Source organism: Chlamydia sp. 12-01 (assembly GCF_042234205.1).
In the GTDB taxonomy this organism is placed as follows: Bacteria; Chlamydiota; Chlamydiia; order Chlamydiales; family Chlamydiaceae; genus Chlamydia.
The window spans coordinates 1,113,902-1,135,590 of sequence record NZ_CP114174.1; the positions used below are offsets into that span (position 1 = coordinate 1,113,902).

The window sequence follows — 21,689 nt, forward strand, 5'->3', positions numbered from 1 at the left end:
AGTTAAATTACAGGGGACGCCAGTTTCTTCCATCGGCTTGTAATAATTCCTCAGCTTCTTTAGGCCCTGAAGACCCAGCAACATAATTAGGGAAAATTACATCTGGAGAATCTTGCTCCCATCGTTTTAAAACTGGTGTAAAGAGCTCCCAAGAATCCATGACTTCATCACTACAGGTAAATAGAATTCTATCACCCAAAATGCAATCACAGAGCAATCTCTCATAAGCTTCTGGTGCTGTTGTTTTGAAATAGGTGTCGTAGCGAAAGTCCATTTTTACAGGGCGCACCACATTATTCATCCCAGGAACTTTACAGTTAAACTTCAAAGCGACGCCCTCATCCGGTTGTATACGGATAATTAAAAGATCATTTTCTACAGGACATATAGGACAAGATTCGGACTCAAATAGGGTAGAGTAGGATTTTTTGAAAATGATAGAAATATCTGTAGAACGTTTAGAAAGGCGTTTTCCTGCTCGAAGATAGAAAGGAACTCCCAACCAACGTGGGTTATCGATAAACATTTTTAATGCTACGTAGGTCTCTACCATAGAATCTGGGGCCACATTTTCTTCTTCACGATAGCCAAGAACGGAGACACCTTGGACTTCTCCAGGACCATACTGTCCACGAACAATATCTTCTTTAGAAAACGGACGTATTTTTTTAAGGATATTGATCTTTTCTTTTTTGATTTCCTCAGAATTAAATACTGAAGGAGGCTCCATAGTTAATAAACATAAAAGCTGCATCATATGGTTTTGCACCATATCACGAAGCATTCCGGACTTTTCAAAGAAGTTGCCTCGTGTACCTATACCTATAGATTCGCTAACGCTAATTTGTACATGATCGATGTATTGGGAATTCCAGCAAGACTCAAATAGGGTATTAGCAAAACGTATCGTAAGAATGTTTTGTACTGTTTCTTTTCCTAAATAGTGGTCTATACGATAGACAGAATCTTCATCTAGATTATCATCAATGTACTTTTGCAACTCTTTAGCGCTTTGTAGGTCTACACCAAAGGGTTTTTCTATAATTACTCGAGACCAAGGTTTTCCTTTTTTTTGATCATGATAGAAAAGGTCGTGTTTATTAATATTTTCGATTATTTCGGGGAAATAATCAGGAGGAGTAGATAGATAAAACAATCGATTCCCTTGTGTTCCGTACTGCTTATCAATATCTTCAAGTCTATCTTTCAACGAGGCATATCCCTCTGAAGAAGAAAAGTTGGATTCGTGATAAAATATACGAGATTCAAACTCTTCCCAAATACGGATATCGAGTTCTTGGGCACGGGAGAAATTCTGTATTGCCTGCTTCATTTCTTCGCGAAATTGCTCGTGGCTTTTCTTTCTTCTTGCAAAGCCTACGCAAACAAAGTGTTCGGATAGTCTGCCCTCTTTGATTAGATGGTACAATGCTGGAAATAATTTACGTGCTGTAAGATCTCCGGTAGCACCGAAAATTACCATCACACAGGGAGGACATGGAGGTAGGGATCTCCCGCCATCTTTATTTTCATTACTTGTCATTTCCATCATACTTGGGGCCTCGTGACATAGCTAAAAATGTGTAGAATAACAAAAAAAGAATAAAAGTAACCATGAAGAAACTTACTTATTCCCATATAGGAAGTATAAGGAAGATAAAAATTGGATATTCAGTTTTAAATTGTAGTGAAATTTAACTAGGAATAAGTTCTATACAACGAAGCATTTACTCCTATCTTTCGATCTTAAGATTAGGAGACTTTTGCATAACGAAAATCTACATTCCCAGTGGGAAAATAGCTAATATTAGATACATTTTTATTTAAGGTGAAATAAAAAATATCATAATACAGAGGTTCAACAATACGAAGGTTTTCTAAATACAGTGCAGCTTGCGAAATAAGTTCCTTACGTTTTTCTAAGTCTGTTTCTTTTTGAATAGCTGTTATTAACTTTGTGAAATCTTCTCTATCCAATATATAGGGTTGAATTCCTGTAGTCTGGGAAAAAATTGTTAGAAATGCCATAGGATCGAAGAAATCTGCATACCAACAGCAAATTGCTAATGAAAAATCCCCAGAAGCCAAATCGGATTGGAGAAGAGCAAATTCTTTTATGGTTATAGAAATTGTAAATCCTAGGAGATCCTTCCATTGTTGACGTATCATTTGAGCAAAAAGAGCATTCGCAGCGGATATTGAGGTCAATATCAATGGAAGACCTTCTAAATCCTTTACTGAGATATTAAGCTCTTCAAGAGACTCTTTGAACAGTCTTTTTGCCTTTGTCTTACGTTCCTCTGGAGTTAGATTATCCGAATCTGGATAGACGTGTAGATTATCTGGCAAAATATGTTCTACTGATCTTTTCCTTCCCAAAAATACCGTAGAAATTAGTTTCTCTTTATCTAAAGCTAAAGAAAGAGCTTCTCTCAACTTCGGATGATTCAAAGGGGACTTATTTACATTAAAAATCAACCAAGAAGTCCCTGAAACATCAAAAGAGCGTAAGCTGCCTTTGGATTGTAGATAGGACAAAGTTTCTATTGGAATACGATCTCCCCAAGGAGGTCCTTGCCAATCGATCTTTCCTTGATTAAATAGAAGAGAAGCGGTGTTAGGATCAGCTATGAAATATATAGTGATGGTCTCGATACTCACTTGCTCTTGATCATAGTAATAGGGATTTTTCTCAAGCTTTAGCCATTGTTTTTCTTTTATTTGTTTAGGGTAAAAGGCGCTGCTAGCAATGGGTAGCATACTTGGTGATTGGCGTTGATTCTTATGTATAGGAAAAAACACTGGCAGAGCTAAAAGCTTTAAAAAATGCGATGTTGGAGATTCCAACTCTATTACTAAAGTCTTATCGTCTTTAGCATAGAAGCCTACATCTTCTATGGATACTTTTCCTTTCTGAATTTTCTCAACATTTTTAATAGGTGAGAAAGCAAAACAGTATACACTAGGCACTTCGTTACTAATAACTTGTTTCCAAGAAGCAATGAAATCTTCAGAAGTTATAGGGTCGCCATTACTCCAATGAGCTTGTTTTAAAGTAAAAGTATAGGTCTTTGCATCATTGGATAAAGAAAAGCTTTCTGCAAGCGCGGGCTCAGAATTTCCTGTTGATGGGTTTTCTTGAACCAGACCTTCGTATATCTGCCGCGTTAGATTCATATCGGTAAGAAGACGAACATGTCTAGGGTCCAAAGATCTCGGATCATCTCTCATATTAATAGAGAGATTTCTAGGACTTTGAAAATTTGTACACCCGTGAAATAATACAGAGGAAACAATAAAGAATACGAGATTGATACTCGTCAGTATTTTGCGCAAAAAACGGTCCCTAAATTAGCTTTTCTGAGAAAAAATAGAATAATTAAATAATCTCGAGATTATTCCCAAGACAAGTACTAAATAAATCTAAAAACATTAGTTAATGTAATATAATAAAGTAATTTTATTCATTACATCAATTAAAAAATCAAAAACGTAGGTTAATTTACTTAATTAAAAATAAATCATGATGGTAAGTAAAAAATATAATTGAATAGGGGTGTTCATCTCATATATCTAAAGTTGACAACGGATTTTTCCCTATTTACTTAAGAGAGATTAGGGAGCTTTAACGTAGCGAAAATCTACGACCCCTGTAGGAGAAAAATTGAAATTTGATAGCTTTTTGTTTAATGCAAAATGAAAAGCATCATGATAAATCGGTTCGATAATGTGGAAAGTTTCCAGATATAGAGACGCTTGTGAAATTAGTTCATTGCGTTTCTTTAGATCTCTTTCTTCTTGAATAGTTGTTAGAAGTGTCATGAAATCCTTATGGTTTAATACATAAGGGGGCACACCCGAAGGATGCGCAAAAATTGTTAGAAACGCCATAGGATCGGAAAAATCTGCGAACCATCCTCCTGTAGCTAAAGAGAAATGTCCCAAGGCTAATTCCGTCTGTAAAAGAGAGAATTCCTTACCTGCTATGGGAATAGAGAACCCTAGAGTATCTTTCCATTGTTCGCGAATCATCTGTACCATCAAAGCACTGGATGAAGAACCTGATGGGAACACCAAAGAATGACTCTCTAGATCTTTTGCAGAGATGTTTAGTTCTTCCAAAGATTCTTTAAAGAGTTGCTTAGCTAAATACTTACGTTGTTCTTGTGTAGGGAGATCTAGAGTAGGATAGGTGTGTAAATTATTTGGCAACAAATGTTGAGCAGGTTTTGCTCTATCTAAAAATATTGTCGAAACTAGGGATTCTTTATCTAAAGCTAAGGAGAGGGCTTTTCTTAACTTTGTATGGTTAAGAGGAAATTTATTCACATTAAAAGTTAACCAGGAAGTCCCTGCAACATCAAAAGAATGCAGGCTTCCTCTGGATTGTAAATGTGATAAGGTTTCTGTTGGGATACGTTCTCCCCATGGAGGCCCTTGCCAATGCAATTTTCCCTGATTGAACAATAAAGCAGCAGTATTTGGATCGGGAATAAAGTGTACGGTAATCGTTTGAGTTTTAACCTGCTCTTGATTGTAGTAGTACGGATTTTTTTCAAGACGCAACCATTGCTTCTGTTTAATTTTCTTAGGATAAAAAGCACTACTAGCAATGGGTAAAGTCAATTGTGATTGTCGTTGATACTTATGTACAGGGAAGAAAATAGGTAGGGCTAAAAGCTTTAAAAAATGTGAAGTTGGAGATTCTAGTTCAATAACTAAAGTTTTATCATCTTTAGCGTGGAAGCCGGCATAGTCTTCAGAGAGCTTTCTCTGCTGGATTTTCTTAATATTTTTAATGGGATTAAATGCAAAATTATATATCCCTGAAACCTCTTGATTGACGACTTGTTTCCAAGAAGCAATAAAATCTTCAGAAGTTAGGGGATCGCCATTACTCCAATATGCTTGCCTTAGATAAAAGGTGTATGTTTTTCCGTCGTCAGATAGAGAGTAGCTTTCTGCAAGTGCGGGTTCTAAATTTCCTGTGTGAGTATTTTCCTGAACCAATCCCTCATAAATATGCTTAATTAAGTTAATATCAGAAAGTAAACGAACTTCTCGAGGATCTAAAGATCTCGGATCGTCTTTCATATTTATAGAGAGGTGATCTTGTGATTTGCGAAAGTTTTTACATCCATAAAGCATTAGGGAAGAGGAAATAAGGAGGCCGAGATAGATTCCCAATGATATCTTGCGCATGGAGTAATTCCTAAAGTGATTTTTTCTGAGAGAAATAACTCCCTACCTAACCCTGCAATCATCGCAGCATTATCTGTACATAACTTAGAAGAAGGAAAGTATAAAGGCAAATTTAGAGTATCTTTCAATAATTTTTGAAAATACTTATTGTTTGCTACTCCCCCTCCAACAAGTATAGATCTGCACGAAAATTTTTTTACAATATTAGGAAGTTTTTGTGCAATGGTCGTGAAAGCGGCTTTTTGAAAAGATGCCGAAATGTTACTTTTTTCGCTTTCAGAGAGCTCTGGAAGGGGAGTACGGTTACTGCTGTTATTACCCTTAATTGCATAAAGAACAGCAGTTTTTAATCCACTAAAGGATAAATCATAACCTGGAACCTTAGAGGCAGAAAAAGGAAAGGATTCTTCACATCCATGAGATGCGATTTCTTCTATTAAAGAGCCCCCGGGATAAGGAAAACCAAGAAATCGTGCCACCTTATCAAAAGTTTCTCCTATCGCGTCGTCTCGAGTTTTCCCTATTAACTTGTAAGTTAAAGGATCTTCCATCAAAAACATAGCTGTATGTGCCCCAGAAACTACTAACCCTAAAGCAGGGAACTCCACATCTTTAGCTTCCATATAGGCTGCGTACAGATGTGCTTCCACATGATTAACTCCAATGACGGGTTTTTGACACCCTATAGCCAAACCTTTGGCAAAGTTAACGCCTATAGCTAAAGAACCTATGAGCCCAGGAGTATTTGTTACTGCAATAAGATCAATATCCTCTAGAGAAACTCCTGACTCTTTTAAAGCAGAGTTCACGACAGAAGGAAACACCTTTAGATGAGCTCGAGAAGCTAATTCGGGAACAACTCCCCCGTAAGAAGCATGATCTTCTTGAGAAGAGACTACGTTGGCTATAATTTGTGCATTAGCGCCTACTAAAGCACATGCCGTCTCATCACAAGAGCTTTCCAACCCAAGGGTAAGCATAAAAACCAAAGAAAAATATAAACAAGTACTCTATAGTAAAATGGTCTTCTGAATATCAGCAAGGAAAACTTCAAGAGGCAAAATGAAAAAAAATGTAGCAGTTGATGAAGCTTTAAAAGAAATTTTAAATAAAGAAGGAGCTTCAACTCAGGAAGAAATTTGCGAAAAACTCTCTTCTTTAGGGATTGCAATGACGCAATCTTCTGTGTCTCGTTGGTTAAGAAAGGTCCATGCGATAAAGATCCCTGGAGAAAAAGGGGCACGCTACTCTCTTCCTCCTTCAATAGATGAGTCGAGTATCAAGCATTTAGTTTTTTCTATTCGACATAATTCTTCCTTAATTGTCATCCGCACAGTTCCAGGTTCTGCTTCCTGGATAGCAAGCTTAATTGACAACAAGTTTGCAGAAAACATCTTAGGGACTCTAGCTGGAGATGACACAATTTTCATTACACCCATTTTAGAATCAATGATTTCCTTGATAGTCAAAGATATAGAAAACTTCTTGCTAGTTTTTTCGGATTAGGTGCATGATTATGCTTTAAGAGCAGATAAATATGCATAGCTAATTTATGGAACATGTGGTTGCTACAGCAAGGGTGCTATTACGTGGTTGTGGATATACGTTATTTGTTAGCGGAATTTCCATACTCTGTGGCTCCTTATTAGGTTTAATTATCGGAACAATGACATCGCGTTATTTTCCTTGTCGTATTACACGATGGTTGGGGAATCTCTATGTTACGGTAATTCGAGGTACTCCGCTATTCATTCAAATTCTCATATTTTATTTTGGTCTTCCTTCCATCATTAGATTAGATCCTACTCCGTTAATGGCAGGATTAATAGCTTTGAGCATCAATTCTTCAGCTTATCTTGCTGAGAATATCCGTGGAGGAATTAATGCTCTATCCGTAGGACAGTGGGAGTCTGCCAAGGTTTTAGGCTACAAAAAGTCGCAAATTTTCGTGTACATTATCTATCCTCAAGTTTTTAAAAACATTCTGCCTTCTTTAACAAATGAATTTGTTGCTTTGATTAAAGAAAGTAGCATTTTGATGGTTGTAGGAGTTCCTGAGCTTACTAAGGTGAGTAAGGATATTGTTTCTAGGGAGCTAAATCCCATGGAAATGTATAGCATCTGTGCTGCCTTGTATTTGCTTATGACATCATTGTTTTCTTATGTCGCTAGATTGCTAGAAAGAAGGAGGGGTTATGACTGTTAGGGTAAGAAATCTCGCCTATTCGATAAATGATAAGCACATTTTATCTAAAGTATCGTTCTCCCTAGAAGAGGGACATATCACACTCTTTGTTGGAAAAAGTGGTTCTGGGAAAACAACAATATTACGCGCTCTTGTAGGATTAGTGGAACCAACAAGCGGGGATATTTCTATAGAAGGAGAGACTCCAGCACTCGTTTTTCAACAACCAGAACTTTTCCCTCATATGACAGTTTTAGATAACTGTATGCATCCTCAAATGATCGTAAAGCATAGAAGCAAGGAAGAAGCTAGAGATAAGGCTTTCGATCTTTTAAAGCTTTTAGATATTGAAGACATTGCCACAAGTTACCCTCACCATCTTTCTGGAGGACAAAAACAACGTGTGGCTATAGTCCGTTCTTTATGTATGGATAAGCGTACATTACTTTTTGATGAACCCACATCTGCATTAGACCCTTTTTCAACCTCTGCCTTTAGACGTCTTCTTGAGTCTTTAAGAGATGAAAATCTTACACTAGGGGTTTCTACTCACGATATGCAATTTGTTCAGGGATGCTTAGATCGTGTCTATCTTGTGGATCAGGGAGAAATCGTTAGCACGTATGATAAACGCTACGGAGCTTTAGATGACGATCATCCTTTAAATCTCTACTTAAATTCTGTACGATAAACATTTGTAATAAACAGCTGCACAAAAGCAGCTGTTACTTAATGTTAGTAGCGTCTCCAGCTACAAGAATAGGCAGCCTGTATAATATAAAGATCTTGAGGAGAGGTTTCCTTTTGATCATTTTCTAGATGTATTGATACGCCACCACAATTTTTAGGAATAGTAAGCACCCGAGAATTACCGGGAGCCAACTCTACTATATCGTAGCTATGCCCTCCTACCATCATGGTTCCTGCATGATGTAGGGGCAGCTCTACATAGCTTGTATTACTGCGAAGTTCTTCTTTATCATTCCAAGAAGCATAATCATAATGGATTCTTAATTTGATACTAGGTTGTTTGCATTCTAAAATTGAGGGAACTAGTGCTTTAAGAGTCATATCCCAAGTATAAATTCCGGAATATTTTCCATATAAAATATCATCATCTAATACGAAACAATGATGCTCTTCATTAGATAGGATATGTTTTAAAGAATTCATAGGGAATTTCCCTGAGAATGTTGCGCTTCTTGCTCCCCAGGTAAACCCTAAAAATCCTTGGGAAAGCAACTCTAGGGGAAGAGGATAATCTACCTCATGATTCAATCCTGTTGAATAAAGAAGATTAGTTTCTAAATTCGTTACTCGAGGTTCTCTTATAATTTCTAAAGGACTTTCAGGAAGGTTTCTTGTTTCTAGGTAACGCTCAAGATAATCTAAAGAGATTGCATCGGAGCGTTCTTTGGGGTTTGCCAATCCTGTGATTCTATAACCGTCCATATCTACAATACCACGAAATTTCCCTCCGGATACAGGCATCATTTGAAAGTTAAAAGTTGTTATCGAATTGTCATGACTTTTAGTTTTTTCATAGGTTTCATTAAGCTGATCCACAATAGGACGTAGCCGTGTAGTTATATATCCTACAGAGGCTGCATGGGAATCTTTAGGATTTTTAGGAGTTTCTAATCCTAAAATTGTATGGTTATTCATATCGATATTGCCCGTAAGCATACCTCCAGATAGAGGTAAGAATTTTTGATAAATTTCTATCAAAACTGCCTGGACAAGGTAATTGTGATCATTGAGTGACTCATCAATTCCTTCTTCTACAAGAGTCTTCAATCCATTCAACTCTTCTAAAAGACCGTGAAGGGAGAGTTTCATAAGACTCATATCCGTTTCTAAATCCTGGACTTTCTCATCTGTTTTTTTGGTATATAAATGATCAATATCCTTAGTGTGTTTTGTCAAAATCGTCTTGATCTCTTGAATATCCGTGTAAATCTTATCGAGATCTAAATTTACAGGATCTTGCGTATTCCCCTTAATCTTCTCTACCATCATTATAGTTTTTTGAATCATAGAAGCTAAAGGTTCGTTTTTATTGTTGGCTGTAGGGTTAAAGAAAGAATTTCGCTTTCTCATAGTTTCATCCTATGCAAATAATTAATTATAATTTGCACATTAATAAAATAATTTTAATTAATAAATGTTATTTGTTATTAATAACTAAAACTATTTGTTTTTATTAGGATTATTATCTTCGGGTATCTCTTGAGGTTTTTCCCAAGGTAGTGGAGATACCGTTTGCGGAGGAGTTGAGTCTCCTAAAGAGGAGAAGAGTTTATCCGCTAGAGTACTGAATGGGCTAGCAATTGTGTAGCTTTTCAATAAGGCGATACGCGCATAAGCTGAAGACCAATCCACTTCTGGAGAAGAGATAGACCCTCGAATTTTGATAAGGAAAAAGTTTTTAGTTTTTAGCGATGTGTTATGGAAGTATTTCTTGATGACTTCGGGGTCAATTCCCAACGTCATGGAGATCCTATCTTTGATAATATCAGTTTTCCCCCACAGGGCTAGGCGTATTCTATTATCAATTAGAGCATCGAAACGCTTACAGATAATAGTTCCTTTTTGTACTGAGAAAAATATGGGTGTAAACCAGGATTCTACGAACTGCTTACTTTCTTCGATATCTAAAAACTTGAATAGGTCATACATAGTTCCGGTATTTGCTATGGAAATCTTACCAAAATCTAAACTTGCTGCTTGGATATGAAATCCTTCGAATGAGTAGGGGGAAATCGGAAGATAGAAATTCTCTTTGCTTACTTGTAATAAAACAGGATGTTGTGAGTAGGCATTCCCTGAAATTAATGGGTTGAATTCTTGGAAAAATGCTTTATTGATCTCTTCATTAATGTGTAAGGTAGCGATAAGATCATCTTCTAAAAGAATAGCTTTTTCTTTTAGAATGAGCGGAATATATGCCTGAAGATTTGCGGAATCTACTTTTACTGTTATAGGCCCTTCACCCCTGAGAAAGTGATGATTTATAGCTACGTTAATTCTTGGACCTGCTAAAGAAGAGATTTTGATTTTTACATTTGGAGATATAGGAAAAATTCCTGTAATGAACGCTGAAGGAATATGTTTCCATTCTGCGGTTTGTTCAAATTCCCTTTCTGAGGGATCTAACAAGTGCTCTACAGAACCCTGGACAAAAAATTCCGCGGAAGTTTTATTATCTTGACTTGGCACAAGACAACTTCCTTGAAGGTCATATTGTACTTTAGTATCTAAATTACTTGAATATAGAGATCCTGATAAATTGTTAACAATGAATGTTTCTTTAGAAACATGATCATAGAAAATCAGAGGATTTGTTGATAAAGATCCTTCAAAACCTCCTTCTGTGAGTAACGAAAGACAAGAAAGACCGGATTTTTGCTGAGCGCACGAGAGTTTATAGATATCTAATCTAGCAATGGCCGTTCTATGCAATGTACATGAAGGGGAACATGAAGCCTTTTCAAAGAATCCTATATAGCGTTCCGGGGTAATTTCCCATTGTAAAGTCCCTTGTGTCTTTGAAGATAGCGTAAGGGAATCATCCATAATCAGCTTTACATCACCTTTAAGAGCTTCTGTTTTAATAGCAGAATGAAGTATGAGTCTATCCTCTTCTTTTGGATTATAAAGCACGGAAAATGTCATATCTCCGGTAGGGCCAATATAGGTAGATAGATAAGCTTCTTTTTGTTGAATTCTAAGCAACCTATCAATAGGGAAATCGATAACTTCTCCGGCACTTTGAATCTTGATATTATCGATACCTATAGATTTTTCAGGATCCACGATAGAAACTAAAACGTCAGGGATAAGAATGCGAGAGGGGGGAAGCATGGGATCTTCAGGATCCTCAATCATAAGCTGTAAATTTCCCTTCGTTAAATATCTTGCTCCATCTGTATGGAAAGAAAAGCTAGCTTTAGTAAGTTGTAGGGGAACTAGCCTCGGAGAGATCATACTCAAAGGAAGAGAACATAATTTACCATGAACTAATGTTGAGCAAGTATCAGGGCGTATGGGTTCATTAGGCCTACCAAATTTCCCATGAATGAAAACTTCATTTTCTCCAGCAGTGATTTTTCCAGAAAATTTTGGAAAATAGAGGTGTTTTTGTGCTACCTGAACTTTTCCAGAAAAAGTAGCTTCAGCGTAAGAAAATTGCTGAGAGAATTTTTTCTTTAAATTGTCTTCAAGGTGGTAGGTAGCACTACCTTGAAATAGCATAGCTTGTAAGGTTCCTGAAGACGTACAATTCATCTTCAGTAAGGAATTATCGAGATCTACTTCGGTTTTTAGCTGTGAATTTTTATATTCACCTCGAACTTCTAGGGAATAATAGGGGACTTCTAAAGGTATATTAATAACAAAAGGTCGTGGAAATAACGCACGCAAATATGTATGAGGCAACATAGACTGTTGCAATAGAAATTCTGTACGTTGTTTCTTACTATCAATAGTCATAATCCCATTGATGTAAGATTGTGCAGCACCTCCAAATACAGCTACAGAAGAACCACGGATATTTGTATATCTTGCGCCTTTCTTAATTCCTACATCGACATTCCTCAGTTGTATAGAGAGATTTGGATCCTTAGGAGATAGAGAAACTAGAGGAAGATTTGCCTGAAGGGCAACTTCTATATTTCTCCATTGAGTGAGATCTAAAGGAATCTTAGCGTTAGAGATATTTGCACGAATATTCTGGCTAGAAATTTTTGTGGGGAAAGAAAGCAACTCAGAACACAATAGAGAAGCAATTTTTGGCTGTAATTCTATAAATGAGGAACTTCCTTCAACGATATAAAATGTCGATTGGTGGATATAACCTTGAAGCTTTACTTGAGTTTGACTTCCCTGAGCTGTTGCCGTCATGAGAATTCTACCATTACTATGAGTAGCTGCTGCATGGAGATCGATAACATCCTCTTCAGAAAGGAGACGATCTACCATAGGGAAAGCTATAAACATCTTAAAAAAAGATGCGGGGACAGAGTTCAATTCTGCAGTGATATTCACCCTTGGAGAAAATATACTTTCTATAAAAACTCTTCCTTTAATATTGTCTTCAGTAACAACGCCTTTAACTATTAATTTTTCTGGAGTCTTTTCAATATAGAACCCCGATAGTACTAGGGTCGTGCCTTTAACTGTCTTCATACTTATAGATCCATGTTCGGAAAGTATGGAACTATGAGCTAAGTAAGAAGCAAATATTCCGGGATCGAGATTTCCTACCGAAGGCTTTTCTATAGTTAAGGATTCATCGATTTGTAATGACCATCCTAACAGGGATATACCCTTAGGACGCTTATAAAGAAGTAATCTTAGTAAAGACCCATCGATTTCTATCTTCTCTGCTGAAAAAACTTCTCCGACTTTATCTTTACCAATAACCTTTACTTTTCTAGCGTATTGAGGCCCTAACCAAGATAACTTCAAATCTTCAACATCACAGGACAGACCTGTTTCCTTATGAATCAAAGATAGAAAGAGATATTTCCCAGATCTTTGAGAAAGTAACGGGGGTAGAAAGTAGACAAACGTTAGGAAAATTCCCAAGCTTATACTTATCCCTAAAGTCTTATACCAGGATCTTCGTTTCATTTTATCTTTCCAGCGATATCTGATAGAGTTAGGTTGTAAGGACTTTTCGTTACTTGATCAAACATGTCTCTCAGACTACTTTGTATTAAACTTAACGCTGTGTCTGGATGGATTTGATTGAAGGTTTTCAGGTGAAGGAGTTGCTCGACTATATCTTTAATAGTGAGCCCTGAAATATTATATGTGGGTTTATACGCTCTCTTATAAGAAAGAATTAAACCTTCATTTTCTAAGATATCCAAACATTGAGAGATTTCCCCGATAGGAATCCTAGAATTCTTTGCTATGATCTTTGCTGTGGGAGGTATTAAGGCCTTATCAAAATCCCTCGATATCACAGAAAGAATATAGGTACATACCACAAGTTTTATATAGCAATTTGGCAAGTACTTTTCTGTAGGAAGAATGAAATTGCATCCCTGATTTTGAATGAGAAAAGTAAATGACCCTCCGAAAAGATAAATCATCGCATAGAGATAAAGAAGAAGTAAAAACGAAGGTAGAGCAACCAAAGCTCCATAGGTAAAGCTGTAGTTAAACAAATAAAATTGCAAACAGAAGAAAACCTTTTGGAAGATGATCCACAGTGTTCCTGCTGTGAGAGCAGCGATTAATGCTGCTGTCTTTTGTACAGAGACTCTAGGCAAAAAGGCATAACAGCAAAATAACGCTAAATAAATGAATAAATAAGGAGTTAGTCGTGAAAAAACGTATAAAACAGTAATAGAGTGGCTTAAAGAAAAGAGTTTCGCATACTCCACAGGCATGATTTGTGTGATGTAAATCCATGAGCCACAAACAATAATAAAAATCATTGGGCTAATAAGTGTAATGATTAAATACGCTATCAATCTCTGGATAGATATCGGTGTCCAGCCAGTTCTAAAGATTTTATTCAATCCATCTTCTAAAGATAGAAGCATAAGAATCCCTGCCCAACAAAAGACAAAGAAACTCCCGACCAATACTAAACCAATATTGCTTGTTGTAGAGCGGTATGCAGCCTCTACAATCGCTAGAATGGGTCCTTTATAATCAGGGAACTTAACAAGAAGCCATTCTTTCCAATCAAGATTTACAAAAAGATGCTGGGATAACCTTAAGAAAAATACAAGTATAGGAATGCAGCTAAATAAACCATAATAACTTAACACACAGGCTTCTTTAGAAACCTCGTTTCTTACTAAAACTTTAGGAGCAAGTAAGAATGATCTGATGATTCGATTATTTCGAAATCCCGACTTTGGATTCTTTTTTTTTTTAGAAAATATCGAGAGCTTTCGAAACATAGTTAAATCAAAAATGCATTTTTTACTTATTTTAATAAAAAATGATTATTTAATACTAAGTTTTATAAATTTTATTTTATTAATTCTTATAAGTTTTAATACATGAGATCATTAAGAATAATGGAAACTCTTCGCGACAAAGGTTTTCTGCTTTTGCACGTGTTCCTATGGATTTTTTTGGTGATATCCATTCTTCCACATTCTCAATAACAAACCCATATTTTGATAACGCTTGAGTCCAGTAACTTAGGGGGAAATGGAAAGAAATTGAAGATTCCGACTGTTTTTTCCCTGGATGGGCAACAATTGGAACTGTAATTTTAGAAAGATAACGATCGATCTTTCTCGAAAGAAGTTTTTTGTCTTCATCATAATGCCATGAAGATACTCTGGGAATACGAAAACAAGGATGATTCAACACTATAAAAAAGCGTCCCTCTTTGCAAAGAAGCTTTGAGGTATTTTTAATCGCTTGGTCGGGGGTTTCCATATTTTGTAATGCTAAAATAGCCACAGCATGGGAAAAAGACTGAGGAGCTTCTAATGTTAGCTTTTTTGTAAGATCTTGGATTTTAAATTCATGAGTTCGTGATTTTCTTAATTTCCTTGCTATAGAGATCAAACTCGGAGAGATATCTAGCCCTAAATACCCGCATTCCTTAGGAATTGCCCTTTCTAAAATTCCCTGACCGCAACCAATATCCACTAAAGAATCTTTGAATTGCAGATCAAGCAGGGGAAGTAGCTTAGGAAGAATGACCTCTTTATGATAATAATGACCCTCTCCCTGAACGATCTTATGATAATCTTCAGCTATGGGCTCCCAAGAGGTAGACTTTCTTTCTGTTTTCCTAGAAGAATAATGCTTTTTATTAGACGGGTAACGAGACATTAGAGAGGAAATTTATAGAGAGATAAAAAAAAAGGCAAGAGAAACTCTCTATGCCTTTTTATTAAAAATTTTACTAAAGATTAGGGGTTATTTATTCTCGTATAGGGAATCCCTGTTCATCATAACCTGTTATATTAGAACCTCCTAACCCTTGCTGACTTGCTCCACCTTGGCCATCTTCTTGACTTCCACTGTCAGTCCGGTCTCCACCTTGGCCTCGTGAGCTGCTATCTTGTGAGGATAACGATGTAGCCGTAGTGTCAATACTAAGAATCTCTACACGTTCGCCTTCTTGATCTATAGAGCTAGTGATACGACCTTCAACTGCTTGTAAGTTAGTTGTGGAAACACGCAAATCAGCAATTGAAGCTGTTAATACTGAACAAGCAGCTTCTAATTCTTGTTTGCGTTTCTCTAGGAATTGTATATGTTCTTCTCTAAGTTTAGCATCAGTTTTTAGCTGTTCTAAAATAACTGTGTTCTCTTTTACGAGATCATTTAATCCATCTAAAGTAGCTCTTAATGCAGTTACAGTAGTAACTAGCTGTTGAATACTCTCTGTAGAGAAGGTCTCTTGTAAAGATGTAGCTAATTTCTCAAATGGGGAGAGCATAGTTTCAACTTTACTACCTACAGATTTGAAATCGTCCAAACTGGTTTTGAACTCTGAAACAAGTGTTCTGAAATCTCCAGTATGTGTTTCAAGTCTATTACCGAAATCTGATAATTTAGCGTGTAGTTGTTTGAGTTGTTCAATTTGCTCTGTGAGTTCAGCGTTAGTAGCTTTCAGAGTATCCACTTCATTATGTAAACGCGTGTTCTCTTGGTCAAATTGCTCTATTTGCTGTTTCATACGACGGGCCACTTGAGATGGTGTGCTATCTTGAATTGCCATAATGACAACTACAAACGAAACAAGCATGATTGCAATCATAAGAATGAGAGAAGGCGTCGATACAACAATACCAAACTGCAAGCAAATTAAAGCCGCAATACCAACAGCAAATAGAGCAACAGCAGCAATAATTTTGATAAAGTGAAAAATCCTTTGAAGTATTGAAACTTTCCCTTCTGGAATTACTAGTTTCTTGGCAGTTGCTATAGCAGCCGACGAAGGACTGGGAGTTCCTGTTGATGAGATAGGTTTGATCATAGTTTCACCATGATTTTCAGTATCTGGCAAATTGCAGGTTAGTACTGGAACTGTGTTTTCTATTGGTACTGCCATGTCTTGATTTCCGTTTTAATAATTTAAATTTGGAAAGGCTAATTATATGAATGTATAAAATCAAGTTTTTTACTAAAAGTTATGCCATTAATATTCATAGACAAAGAAGAAGTATGCACACGAAGTCATTAAAGGAAAATGAGATTGTTTTAGATAATGTTTGATAAAAGTGTTCCTTCAAAGATTCCAGCGATTATTTTAGATAAAAGAAAATATCCGTCTATTTTTTATCTAAATCTAACAAGATCTCTAGGAATTTTAATCAAAAGATGTAAGAATCTATGTCTCCGAAGTTTCTCTTGTGGTTATCCCGTTTCAAAGGATATGGTGAGATACATAATTTGCTAGCTATACCTTGAGAAGCTTCTTTAATTTTGATGTGTTCGTAATAGGCAATAGGTGAATAAGAAACAACGTCAGAAGACATTAATTGCTCCCTCAATTATGGGAGGAGACCTTGCATGCATAGGTGCAGAGGCAAAAAGAATAGAAGAATCCGGAGCCGATCTTATTCATATTGATGTTATGGATGGACACTTCGTTCCTAATCTGACTTTTGGTCCAGGAGTCATCGCAGCAATCAATAGATCTACGGACATCTTCTTAGAAGTGCACGCTATGATCTACACACCTTTTGATTTTATAGAAGCCTTTGTAAAAGCTGGAGCTGATCGTATTATTGTGCATTTTGAAGCTTCCGAAGATCTCAAAGAATTACTAGCTTATATTAAAAAATGTGGAATACAAGCAGGACTAGCTTTTTCTCCAGAAACCTCTATAGAATTTATTCCCCCATTCCTACCTTTTTGTGATGTTGTATTGTTAATGTCCGTACATCCTGGATTTTGTGGTCAGGGCTTTATTCCTGATGTTCCGGATAAAATTCGTTTTACAAAACAAGCAATTAAGACAATGGATCTGGAAGATTCTTGTTTGATTGAAGTGGATGGGGGAATTAACGAGATTTCTGCAAAAGAATGTCGCGAAGCGGGTGCGGATATTTTAGTAGCTGCGTCCTATATGTTTCAAAAGGATGCACTAACTATGGAAGAAAAAGTTTTGCTACTTCGAGGAGAAAATCATGGTATTAAGTAGCCAACTCTCAGTGGGAATGTTCATTTCCACAAAAGACGGTCTTTATAAAGTTGTAGCGGTTTCTAAAGTAACAGGAAATAAAGGGGAATCCTTTATTAAAGCTTCGTTAAAAGCTGCTGATTCCGAAGTCATTGTTGAAAGAAATTTTAAAATTGGCCAAGAAATAAAAGAAGCCCAGTTTGAATCCAGAAATCTTGAATATCTCTATATTGAAGATGAGAACTTTCTTTTCCTAGATTTAGGAAATTATGAAAAAATCTATATTTCTAAAGAAATCATGAAGGATAATTTTTTATTCTTAAAAGCAGGGGTCACTGTTTCTGCCATGGTTTATGATGATGTTGTTTTCTCTATAGAGTTACCTCACTTTTTAGAGTTGATGGTGTCTAAAACAGATTTTCCTGGAGATGCGCTTCTAATTACCGGCGGTACAAAAAAAGCTTTATTAGAAACAGGCGTCGAAATTACAGTACCTCCTTTCGTGGAAATGGGGGATATTATAAAAATTGATACGCGTACGTGTGAATATATTCAACGCGTCTAATTTCAGGCTGAGAAGATAAGAGAATACAGGTATGGATTTAAAGCAGATAGAAAAGCTCATGATTGCTATGGGACGTAATAGCATGAAGCGTTTTGTGATAAAACGTGAGGGGCTAGAGCTTGAATTGGAAAGAGACACAGGAGACAAACCTAATCAAGAACCTGTATTTTATGATAGTAGGTTATTCGCTGGTTTCTCTCAGGAACGTCCTATTCCTACTGATCCTAATAAAACGGTTGCGAAGGATGTCGCTTCAGAAAAAGTAGAAGTAGAACCTCAGCAAGCTCCAGGAGATTTTATTAGTTCTCCTCTTGTAGGAACATTCTATAGTTCTCCTTCTCCCGATTCCCCATCTTTCATTAAGCCCGGAGATGTTGTTTCTGAGGATACGATTGTTTGTATCGTAGAAGCTATGAAAGTTATGAATGAAGTTAAGGCCGGAATGTCCGGTCGCGTTGTAGAAGTCTTAATCACCAACGGTGACGCAGTACAATTTGGATCTAAGTTATTTCGTATAGTTAAAGCTGAATAATGAGAAAAGTCTTAATAGCTAATCGTGGAGAAATTGCGGTACGCATTATACGTGCTTGTCATGATCTAGGATTAGCCACAGTTGCAGTATATTCCCTAGCAGATCAAGAAGCTTTACACGTGCTATTAGCAGATGAAGCTGTTTGTATAGGAGAGCCCCAAGCCTCTAAATCCTACTTAAAAATATCAAATATTTTAGCCGCGTGTGAAATTACAGGAGCAGATGCTGTCCATCCTGGCTATGGTTTCTTAAGCGAAAATCCAAATTTTGCTTCTATATGTGAAAGCTGTGGATTAACCTTCATTGGTCCTAATTCAGAATCTATAGCAACAATGGGAGATAAAATAGCAGCAAAACAGCTCGCTAAGAAAATCAAATGCCCAGTGATTCCTGGTTCTGAAGGTATTATTAAAGACGAAGCTGAGGGATTGAAAATTGCTGAAAAGATAGGTTTCCCTATAGTGATCAAAGCTGTTGCTGGTGGTGGCGGCCGAGGTATTCGTATCGTTAGAGAAAAAGATGAGTTTTTCAGAGCTTTTTCAGCAGCAAGAGCAGAAGCAGAAGCAGGATTTAATAATCCTGATGTCTATATTGAAAAGTTTATTGAAAACCCAAGACATCTAGAAGTTCAGATTCTTGGAGATAAACATGGCAATTACATTCATCTTGGAGAACGAGACTGTACAGTACAGAGACGTCGACAAAAACTTATTGAAGAAACTCCTAGCCCTATACTCACTCCAGAATTACGTGCAAAAGTAGGAAAGGTTGCTGTAGATTTAGCTAGAAGCGCAAATTACCATTCTGTGGGTACCGTAGAATTTCTATTAGATAAAGATAAAAAGTTCTACTTCATGGAAATGAACACACGTATTCAGGTAGAGCATACAATCACAGAAGAGGTTACAGGAATCGATCTTCTTAAAGAACAGATTTATGTGGCAATGGGCAATAAGCTTACATGGAAACAAAAAAACATTGTTTTCACAGGACATGTTATCCAGTGCCGTATTAACGCTGAGGATCCAAGTAATAACTTCTCCCCATCTCCAGGTCGTTTAGATTACTATCTTCCTCCTGCAGGGCCCTCAATACGTGTTGATGGGGCTTGTTATAGTGGCTATGCTATCCCTCCTTATTACGATTCTATGATTGCCAAGGTGATTTCTAAAGGTAAGAATCGTGAGGAGGCTATAGCCATCATGAAACGTGCTTTAAAAGAGTTTCATATTGGAGGGGTGCATTCTACAATACCTTTCCATCAATTCATGCTAGACAATCCTAAATTTATTAATTCAGACTACGATATCAACTACGTTGATTTCCTTCTCTCTCAAGGTAATTCCTTATTTTAAAATTCTTTATGATTCTCATGTCTAAAGGTTTCTTTCTTTAGACATGTTTTTCTATTTAATTAAGAAATCTTAATAAAACTAATCTATATTAAAAATAATTCTAATAATAAATGTTTTATGTTAGAATATCTTAAGTTTTTTTATTCCAACTTAATTTTTTATGAAAATATCAGACAGTTTTTGCTTAAGTTCTTTTAATAAAGAACCTAGTTACTTTGACAGGGTCATATCTACGGTGGACAATTATTTCTATTTTGGTGGAAGACAAATAGAAATCATCGCTAGAAATGAAGCAACCCGAGAACTTATCTGCCTTTCCAACCCAGGAAGATCCGTGTCTACCGCTGAAAAGGTTGTAAAGATACTTTCATATCTCATATTCCCAATCGTATTGATCGCTCTACTCATACGCTTCTTACTACATAAAGTATTGCATAAGAATCATAAGATTATCCTGATTGATAGACAGGATCCATGCACACCATGCGCACTCTACTTAAAAGATGCTATAGCAATGCGTGATACATTCATGAAAATACGCTTTACACAACCTAATAACGACATTCTTAGAACTACTTTAAACCAACAAGGGTTAAAGATTGTACATTTCTATCAAGATTCAACTAGCAGTCAGCTATTGATTACAATGACATCGACGCGTTTCCCAGATATAGCATTCACATTTGTAGTTCCTAGTTCCTCTATCACAACGTCAAAACCTGAAGATATACAGTGGGCTTTAATGGAACATTTGTGGAACTGTACAAAAGCTATAAATGTGGCTAAACAACAGAATTTAAACCATTTGATAATCAGTAATCCTATAGGCATGAGCCTACAGGATGGGGTGATCATTCATCATACCCGTAATGGGCTTCTCAAAGACAAATCTCTAAGTAAAAAAGAAACTTCATCAAGTATTAAAGATCATAATATCTTACAGAAAGGGTTAAATGATCTTACAAAATTTACTGTAATAAGTGGGTATCCAGGCAAGGTATTTGCAAGATCGCAGAGAAATTTCATCTGTGTAAATAACATAAAAGATATCTATAAAATTCTGATAATTGATCCCGGAAACACATTCCCAGTATGCTTAGATAAAGACTCAGAAGCAGAGAATCGCGTTTCTGCTTTAATGCCTATACTCAAAAACACGCCTCCAGAATATCTCAAAGGCATGCTGAACCAAATTCCTAATTCTATAAAATCTAAGATTAAGAATATACATTCTTTATTATCTAAAGAATTTTTAGATAATACTCTGGATCTCAAAGCACCGATATTTATGACTGATTCCACTCAAAGTCAAATATCCAATCATGATAAGAGACTGTTAGTTACAAATTTCCTAAGATTTATCTCACAAAGAGCCTCTGTTCAAAATGATAGTGGACGCGACATGGTTGTCTTCTACAAACATGGACAAAGCTACCCTGGAGGAGGCACCGGGATACTGATCGATCAACTTAATAATTATGGATCTATGTTCTATAAACCGGAAGGAATCCAAGAAAAATGCTTAGGGGAGAGTATCATGGATCAGCTAGTAAATGTAGGTATCTTCTCCAAATACAACAATACTGACACCATGGTTTGCGCTTACTTTGACTAGGTTACTATAGTTCAAATATAGTCTTCACGTTAAAAACAAACGGTTTTAACAAGACTTAAATAAAAAATTAATGAAGTACCTTTACAGGTATGTATGCAAGTAAAATAACAAAAACAAC

Annotated in this window: 17 protein-coding genes; 8 read left to right on the forward strand and 9 right to left on the reverse strand. The window is 36.4% G+C overall.

The window, feature by feature from the left end; translation table 11 throughout:
* Positions 1–7 precede the first annotated feature (7 nt).
* From zwf to tsaD, 4 genes are all read right to left on the reverse strand, one after another.
* Entirely contained in the window at positions 8–1,549 is a 1,542-nt protein-coding gene (zwf, locus tag O1W69_RS04885) for a glucose-6-phosphate dehydrogenase (protein ID WP_375794005.1), read from the reverse strand.
* Between the two features lie 203 nt (positions 1,550–1,752).
* Complete coding sequence (locus O1W69_RS04890) at positions 1,753–3,336, reverse strand: peptide ABC transporter substrate-binding protein (RefSeq protein WP_375793435.1); 1,584 nt, start codon at positions 3,334–3,336, stop codon at positions 1,753–1,755.
* A gap of 279 nt (positions 3,337–3,615) precedes the next feature.
* Entirely contained in the window at positions 3,616–5,202 is a 1,587-nt protein-coding gene (locus O1W69_RS04895) for a peptide ABC transporter substrate-binding protein (RefSeq protein ID WP_375793436.1), read from the reverse strand.
* Positions 5,148–6,182, reverse strand: a complete 1,035-nt coding sequence (gene tsaD, locus O1W69_RS04900; protein ID WP_375793437.1) for a tRNA (adenosine(37)-N6)-threonylcarbamoyltransferase complex transferase subunit TsaD — start codon at positions 6,180–6,182, stop codon at positions 5,148–5,150. Before tsaD ends, O1W69_RS04895 begins: the two co-directional genes overlap by 55 nt.
* Before the next feature lie 82 nt (positions 6,183–6,264).
* On the opposite strand from tsaD, the gene argR reads away from it, so the two are divergent.
* From argR to O1W69_RS04915, 3 genes are read left to right on the forward strand one after another with little or no spacing between them, the layout of a single operon-like run.
* Positions 6,265–6,708 (forward strand): arginine repressor, encoded by a 444-nt coding sequence (gene argR / locus O1W69_RS04905; RefSeq protein WP_375793438.1) that lies wholly within the window; start codon positions 6,265–6,267, stop codon positions 6,706–6,708.
* A gap of 46 nt (positions 6,709–6,754) precedes the next feature.
* The gene (locus O1W69_RS04910) at positions 6,755–7,408 is read left to right on the forward strand and encodes an amino acid ABC transporter permease (RefSeq protein ID WP_375793439.1); all 654 of its coding nucleotides are present in this window, start codon (positions 6,755–6,757) and stop codon (positions 7,406–7,408) included.
* Positions 7,398–8,078, forward strand: coding sequence for an amino acid ABC transporter ATP-binding protein (locus O1W69_RS04915; protein WP_375793440.1), 681 nt, complete (start codon positions 7,398–7,400; stop codon positions 8,076–8,078). Before O1W69_RS04910 ends, O1W69_RS04915 begins: the two co-directional genes overlap by 11 nt.
* A 44-nt stretch (positions 8,079–8,122) precedes the next feature.
* Here O1W69_RS04915 and O1W69_RS04920 read toward each other — a convergent pair whose 3' ends face one another.
* The 5 genes from O1W69_RS04920 to O1W69_RS04940 all read right to left on the reverse strand — a co-directional run bounded on the left by O1W69_RS04920 (position 8,123) and on the right by O1W69_RS04940 (position 16,430).
* Positions 8,123–9,487, reverse strand: a complete 1,365-nt coding sequence (locus O1W69_RS04920) for a hypothetical protein (RefSeq protein WP_375793441.1) — start codon at positions 9,485–9,487, stop codon at positions 8,123–8,125.
* Positions 9,488–9,577: 90 nt separating this feature from the next.
* The gene (locus O1W69_RS04925) at positions 9,578–13,021 is read right to left on the reverse strand and encodes a hypothetical protein (RefSeq protein WP_375793442.1); all 3,444 of its coding nucleotides are present in this window, start codon (positions 13,019–13,021) and stop codon (positions 9,578–9,580) included.
* On the reverse strand, positions 13,018–14,310 hold the full coding sequence (locus tag O1W69_RS04930; RefSeq protein ID WP_375793443.1) for a YihY/virulence factor BrkB family protein: 1,293 nt from the start codon (positions 14,308–14,310) through the stop codon (positions 13,018–13,020). The genes O1W69_RS04925 and O1W69_RS04930 overlap by 4 nt, the downstream gene beginning before the upstream one ends.
* 79 nt (positions 14,311–14,389) lie before the next feature.
* Complete coding sequence (locus O1W69_RS04935; protein WP_375793444.1) at positions 14,390–15,202, reverse strand: class I SAM-dependent methyltransferase; 813 nt, start codon at positions 15,200–15,202, stop codon at positions 14,390–14,392.
* Between the two features lie 91 nt (positions 15,203–15,293).
* Positions 15,294–16,430 (reverse strand): hypothetical protein, encoded by a 1,137-nt coding sequence (locus tag O1W69_RS04940; protein WP_375793445.1) that lies wholly within the window; start codon positions 16,428–16,430, stop codon positions 15,294–15,296.
* 444 nt (positions 16,431–16,874) lie between these two features.
* Between O1W69_RS04940 and rpe the strand changes: the two genes are divergently transcribed.
* From rpe to O1W69_RS04965, 5 genes are all read left to right on the forward strand, one after another.
* A complete protein-coding gene (gene rpe / locus O1W69_RS04945) occupies positions 16,875–17,525 on the forward strand; it encodes a ribulose-phosphate 3-epimerase (protein ID WP_375794006.1) in 651 nt (216 codons plus the stop codon).
* On the forward strand, positions 17,512–18,069 hold the full coding sequence (locus O1W69_RS04950; protein WP_375793446.1) for an elongation factor P: 558 nt from the start codon (positions 17,512–17,514) through the stop codon (positions 18,067–18,069). The genes rpe and O1W69_RS04950 overlap by 14 nt, the downstream gene beginning before the upstream one ends.
* 31 nt (positions 18,070–18,100) lie before the next feature.
* Positions 18,101–18,601 carry an acetyl-CoA carboxylase biotin carboxyl carrier protein gene (accB, locus tag O1W69_RS04955; protein WP_375793447.1) on the forward strand — a complete coding sequence of 167 codons (501 nt, stop codon included), beginning with the start codon at positions 18,101–18,103 and terminating at the stop codon, positions 18,599–18,601.
* Complete coding sequence (gene accC, locus O1W69_RS04960; protein ID WP_375793448.1) at positions 18,601–19,956, forward strand: acetyl-CoA carboxylase biotin carboxylase subunit; 1,356 nt, start codon at positions 18,601–18,603, stop codon at positions 19,954–19,956. Before accB ends, accC begins: the two co-directional genes overlap by 1 nt.
* Before the next feature lie 160 nt (positions 19,957–20,116).
* Positions 20,117–21,571 carry a DUF648 domain-containing protein gene (locus O1W69_RS04965; RefSeq protein WP_375793449.1) on the forward strand — a complete coding sequence of 485 codons (1,455 nt, stop codon included), beginning with the start codon at positions 20,117–20,119 and terminating at the stop codon, positions 21,569–21,571.
* Positions 21,572–21,689: the final 118 nt, after the last annotated feature.

Bases quoted from the DNA above. Each gene is read 5' to 3' on its own strand.
- zwf (WP_375794005.1), bottom strand. From the start codon at position 1,549: ATGGAAATGACAAGTAATGAAAATAAAGATGGCGGGAGATCCCTACCT.
- O1W69_RS04895 (WP_375793436.1), bottom strand. From the start codon at position 5,202: ATGCGCAAGATATCATTGGGAATCTATCTCGGCCTCCTTATTTCCTCT.
- tsaD (WP_375793437.1), bottom strand. From the start codon at position 6,182: ATGCTTACCCTTGGGTTGGAAAGCTCTTGTGATGAGACGGCATGTGCT.
- argR (WP_375793438.1), top strand. From the start codon at position 6,265: ATGAAAAAAAATGTAGCAGTTGATGAAGCTTTAAAAGAAATTTTAAAT.
- O1W69_RS04910 (WP_375793439.1), top strand. From the start codon at position 6,755: ATGGAACATGTGGTTGCTACAGCAAGGGTGCTATTACGTGGTTGTGGA.
- O1W69_RS04915 (WP_375793440.1), top strand. From the start codon at position 7,398: ATGACTGTTAGGGTAAGAAATCTCGCCTATTCGATAAATGATAAGCAC.
- O1W69_RS04920 (WP_375793441.1), bottom strand. From the start codon at position 9,487: ATGAGAAAGCGAAATTCTTTCTTTAACCCTACAGCCAACAATAAAAAC.
- O1W69_RS04925 (WP_375793442.1), bottom strand. From the start codon at position 13,021: ATGAAACGAAGATCCTGGTATAAGACTTTAGGGATAAGTATAAGCTTG.
- O1W69_RS04930 (WP_375793443.1), bottom strand. From the start codon at position 14,310: ATGTTTCGAAAGCTCTCGATATTTTCTAAAAAAAAAAAGAATCCAAAG.
- O1W69_RS04935 (WP_375793444.1), bottom strand. From the start codon at position 15,202: ATGTCTCGTTACCCGTCTAATAAAAAGCATTATTCTTCTAGGAAAACA.
- O1W69_RS04940 (WP_375793445.1), bottom strand. From the start codon at position 16,430: ATGGCAGTACCAATAGAAAACACAGTTCCAGTACTAACCTGCAATTTG.
- rpe (WP_375794006.1), top strand. From the start codon at position 16,875: ATGGGAGGAGACCTTGCATGCATAGGTGCAGAGGCAAAAAGAATAGAA.
- O1W69_RS04950 (WP_375793446.1), top strand. From the start codon at position 17,512: ATGGTATTAAGTAGCCAACTCTCAGTGGGAATGTTCATTTCCACAAAA.
- accB (WP_375793447.1), top strand. From the start codon at position 18,101: ATGGATTTAAAGCAGATAGAAAAGCTCATGATTGCTATGGGACGTAAT.
- accC (WP_375793448.1), top strand. From the start codon at position 18,601: ATGAGAAAAGTCTTAATAGCTAATCGTGGAGAAATTGCGGTACGCATT.
- O1W69_RS04965 (WP_375793449.1), top strand. From the start codon at position 20,117: ATGAAAATATCAGACAGTTTTTGCTTAAGTTCTTTTAATAAAGAACCT.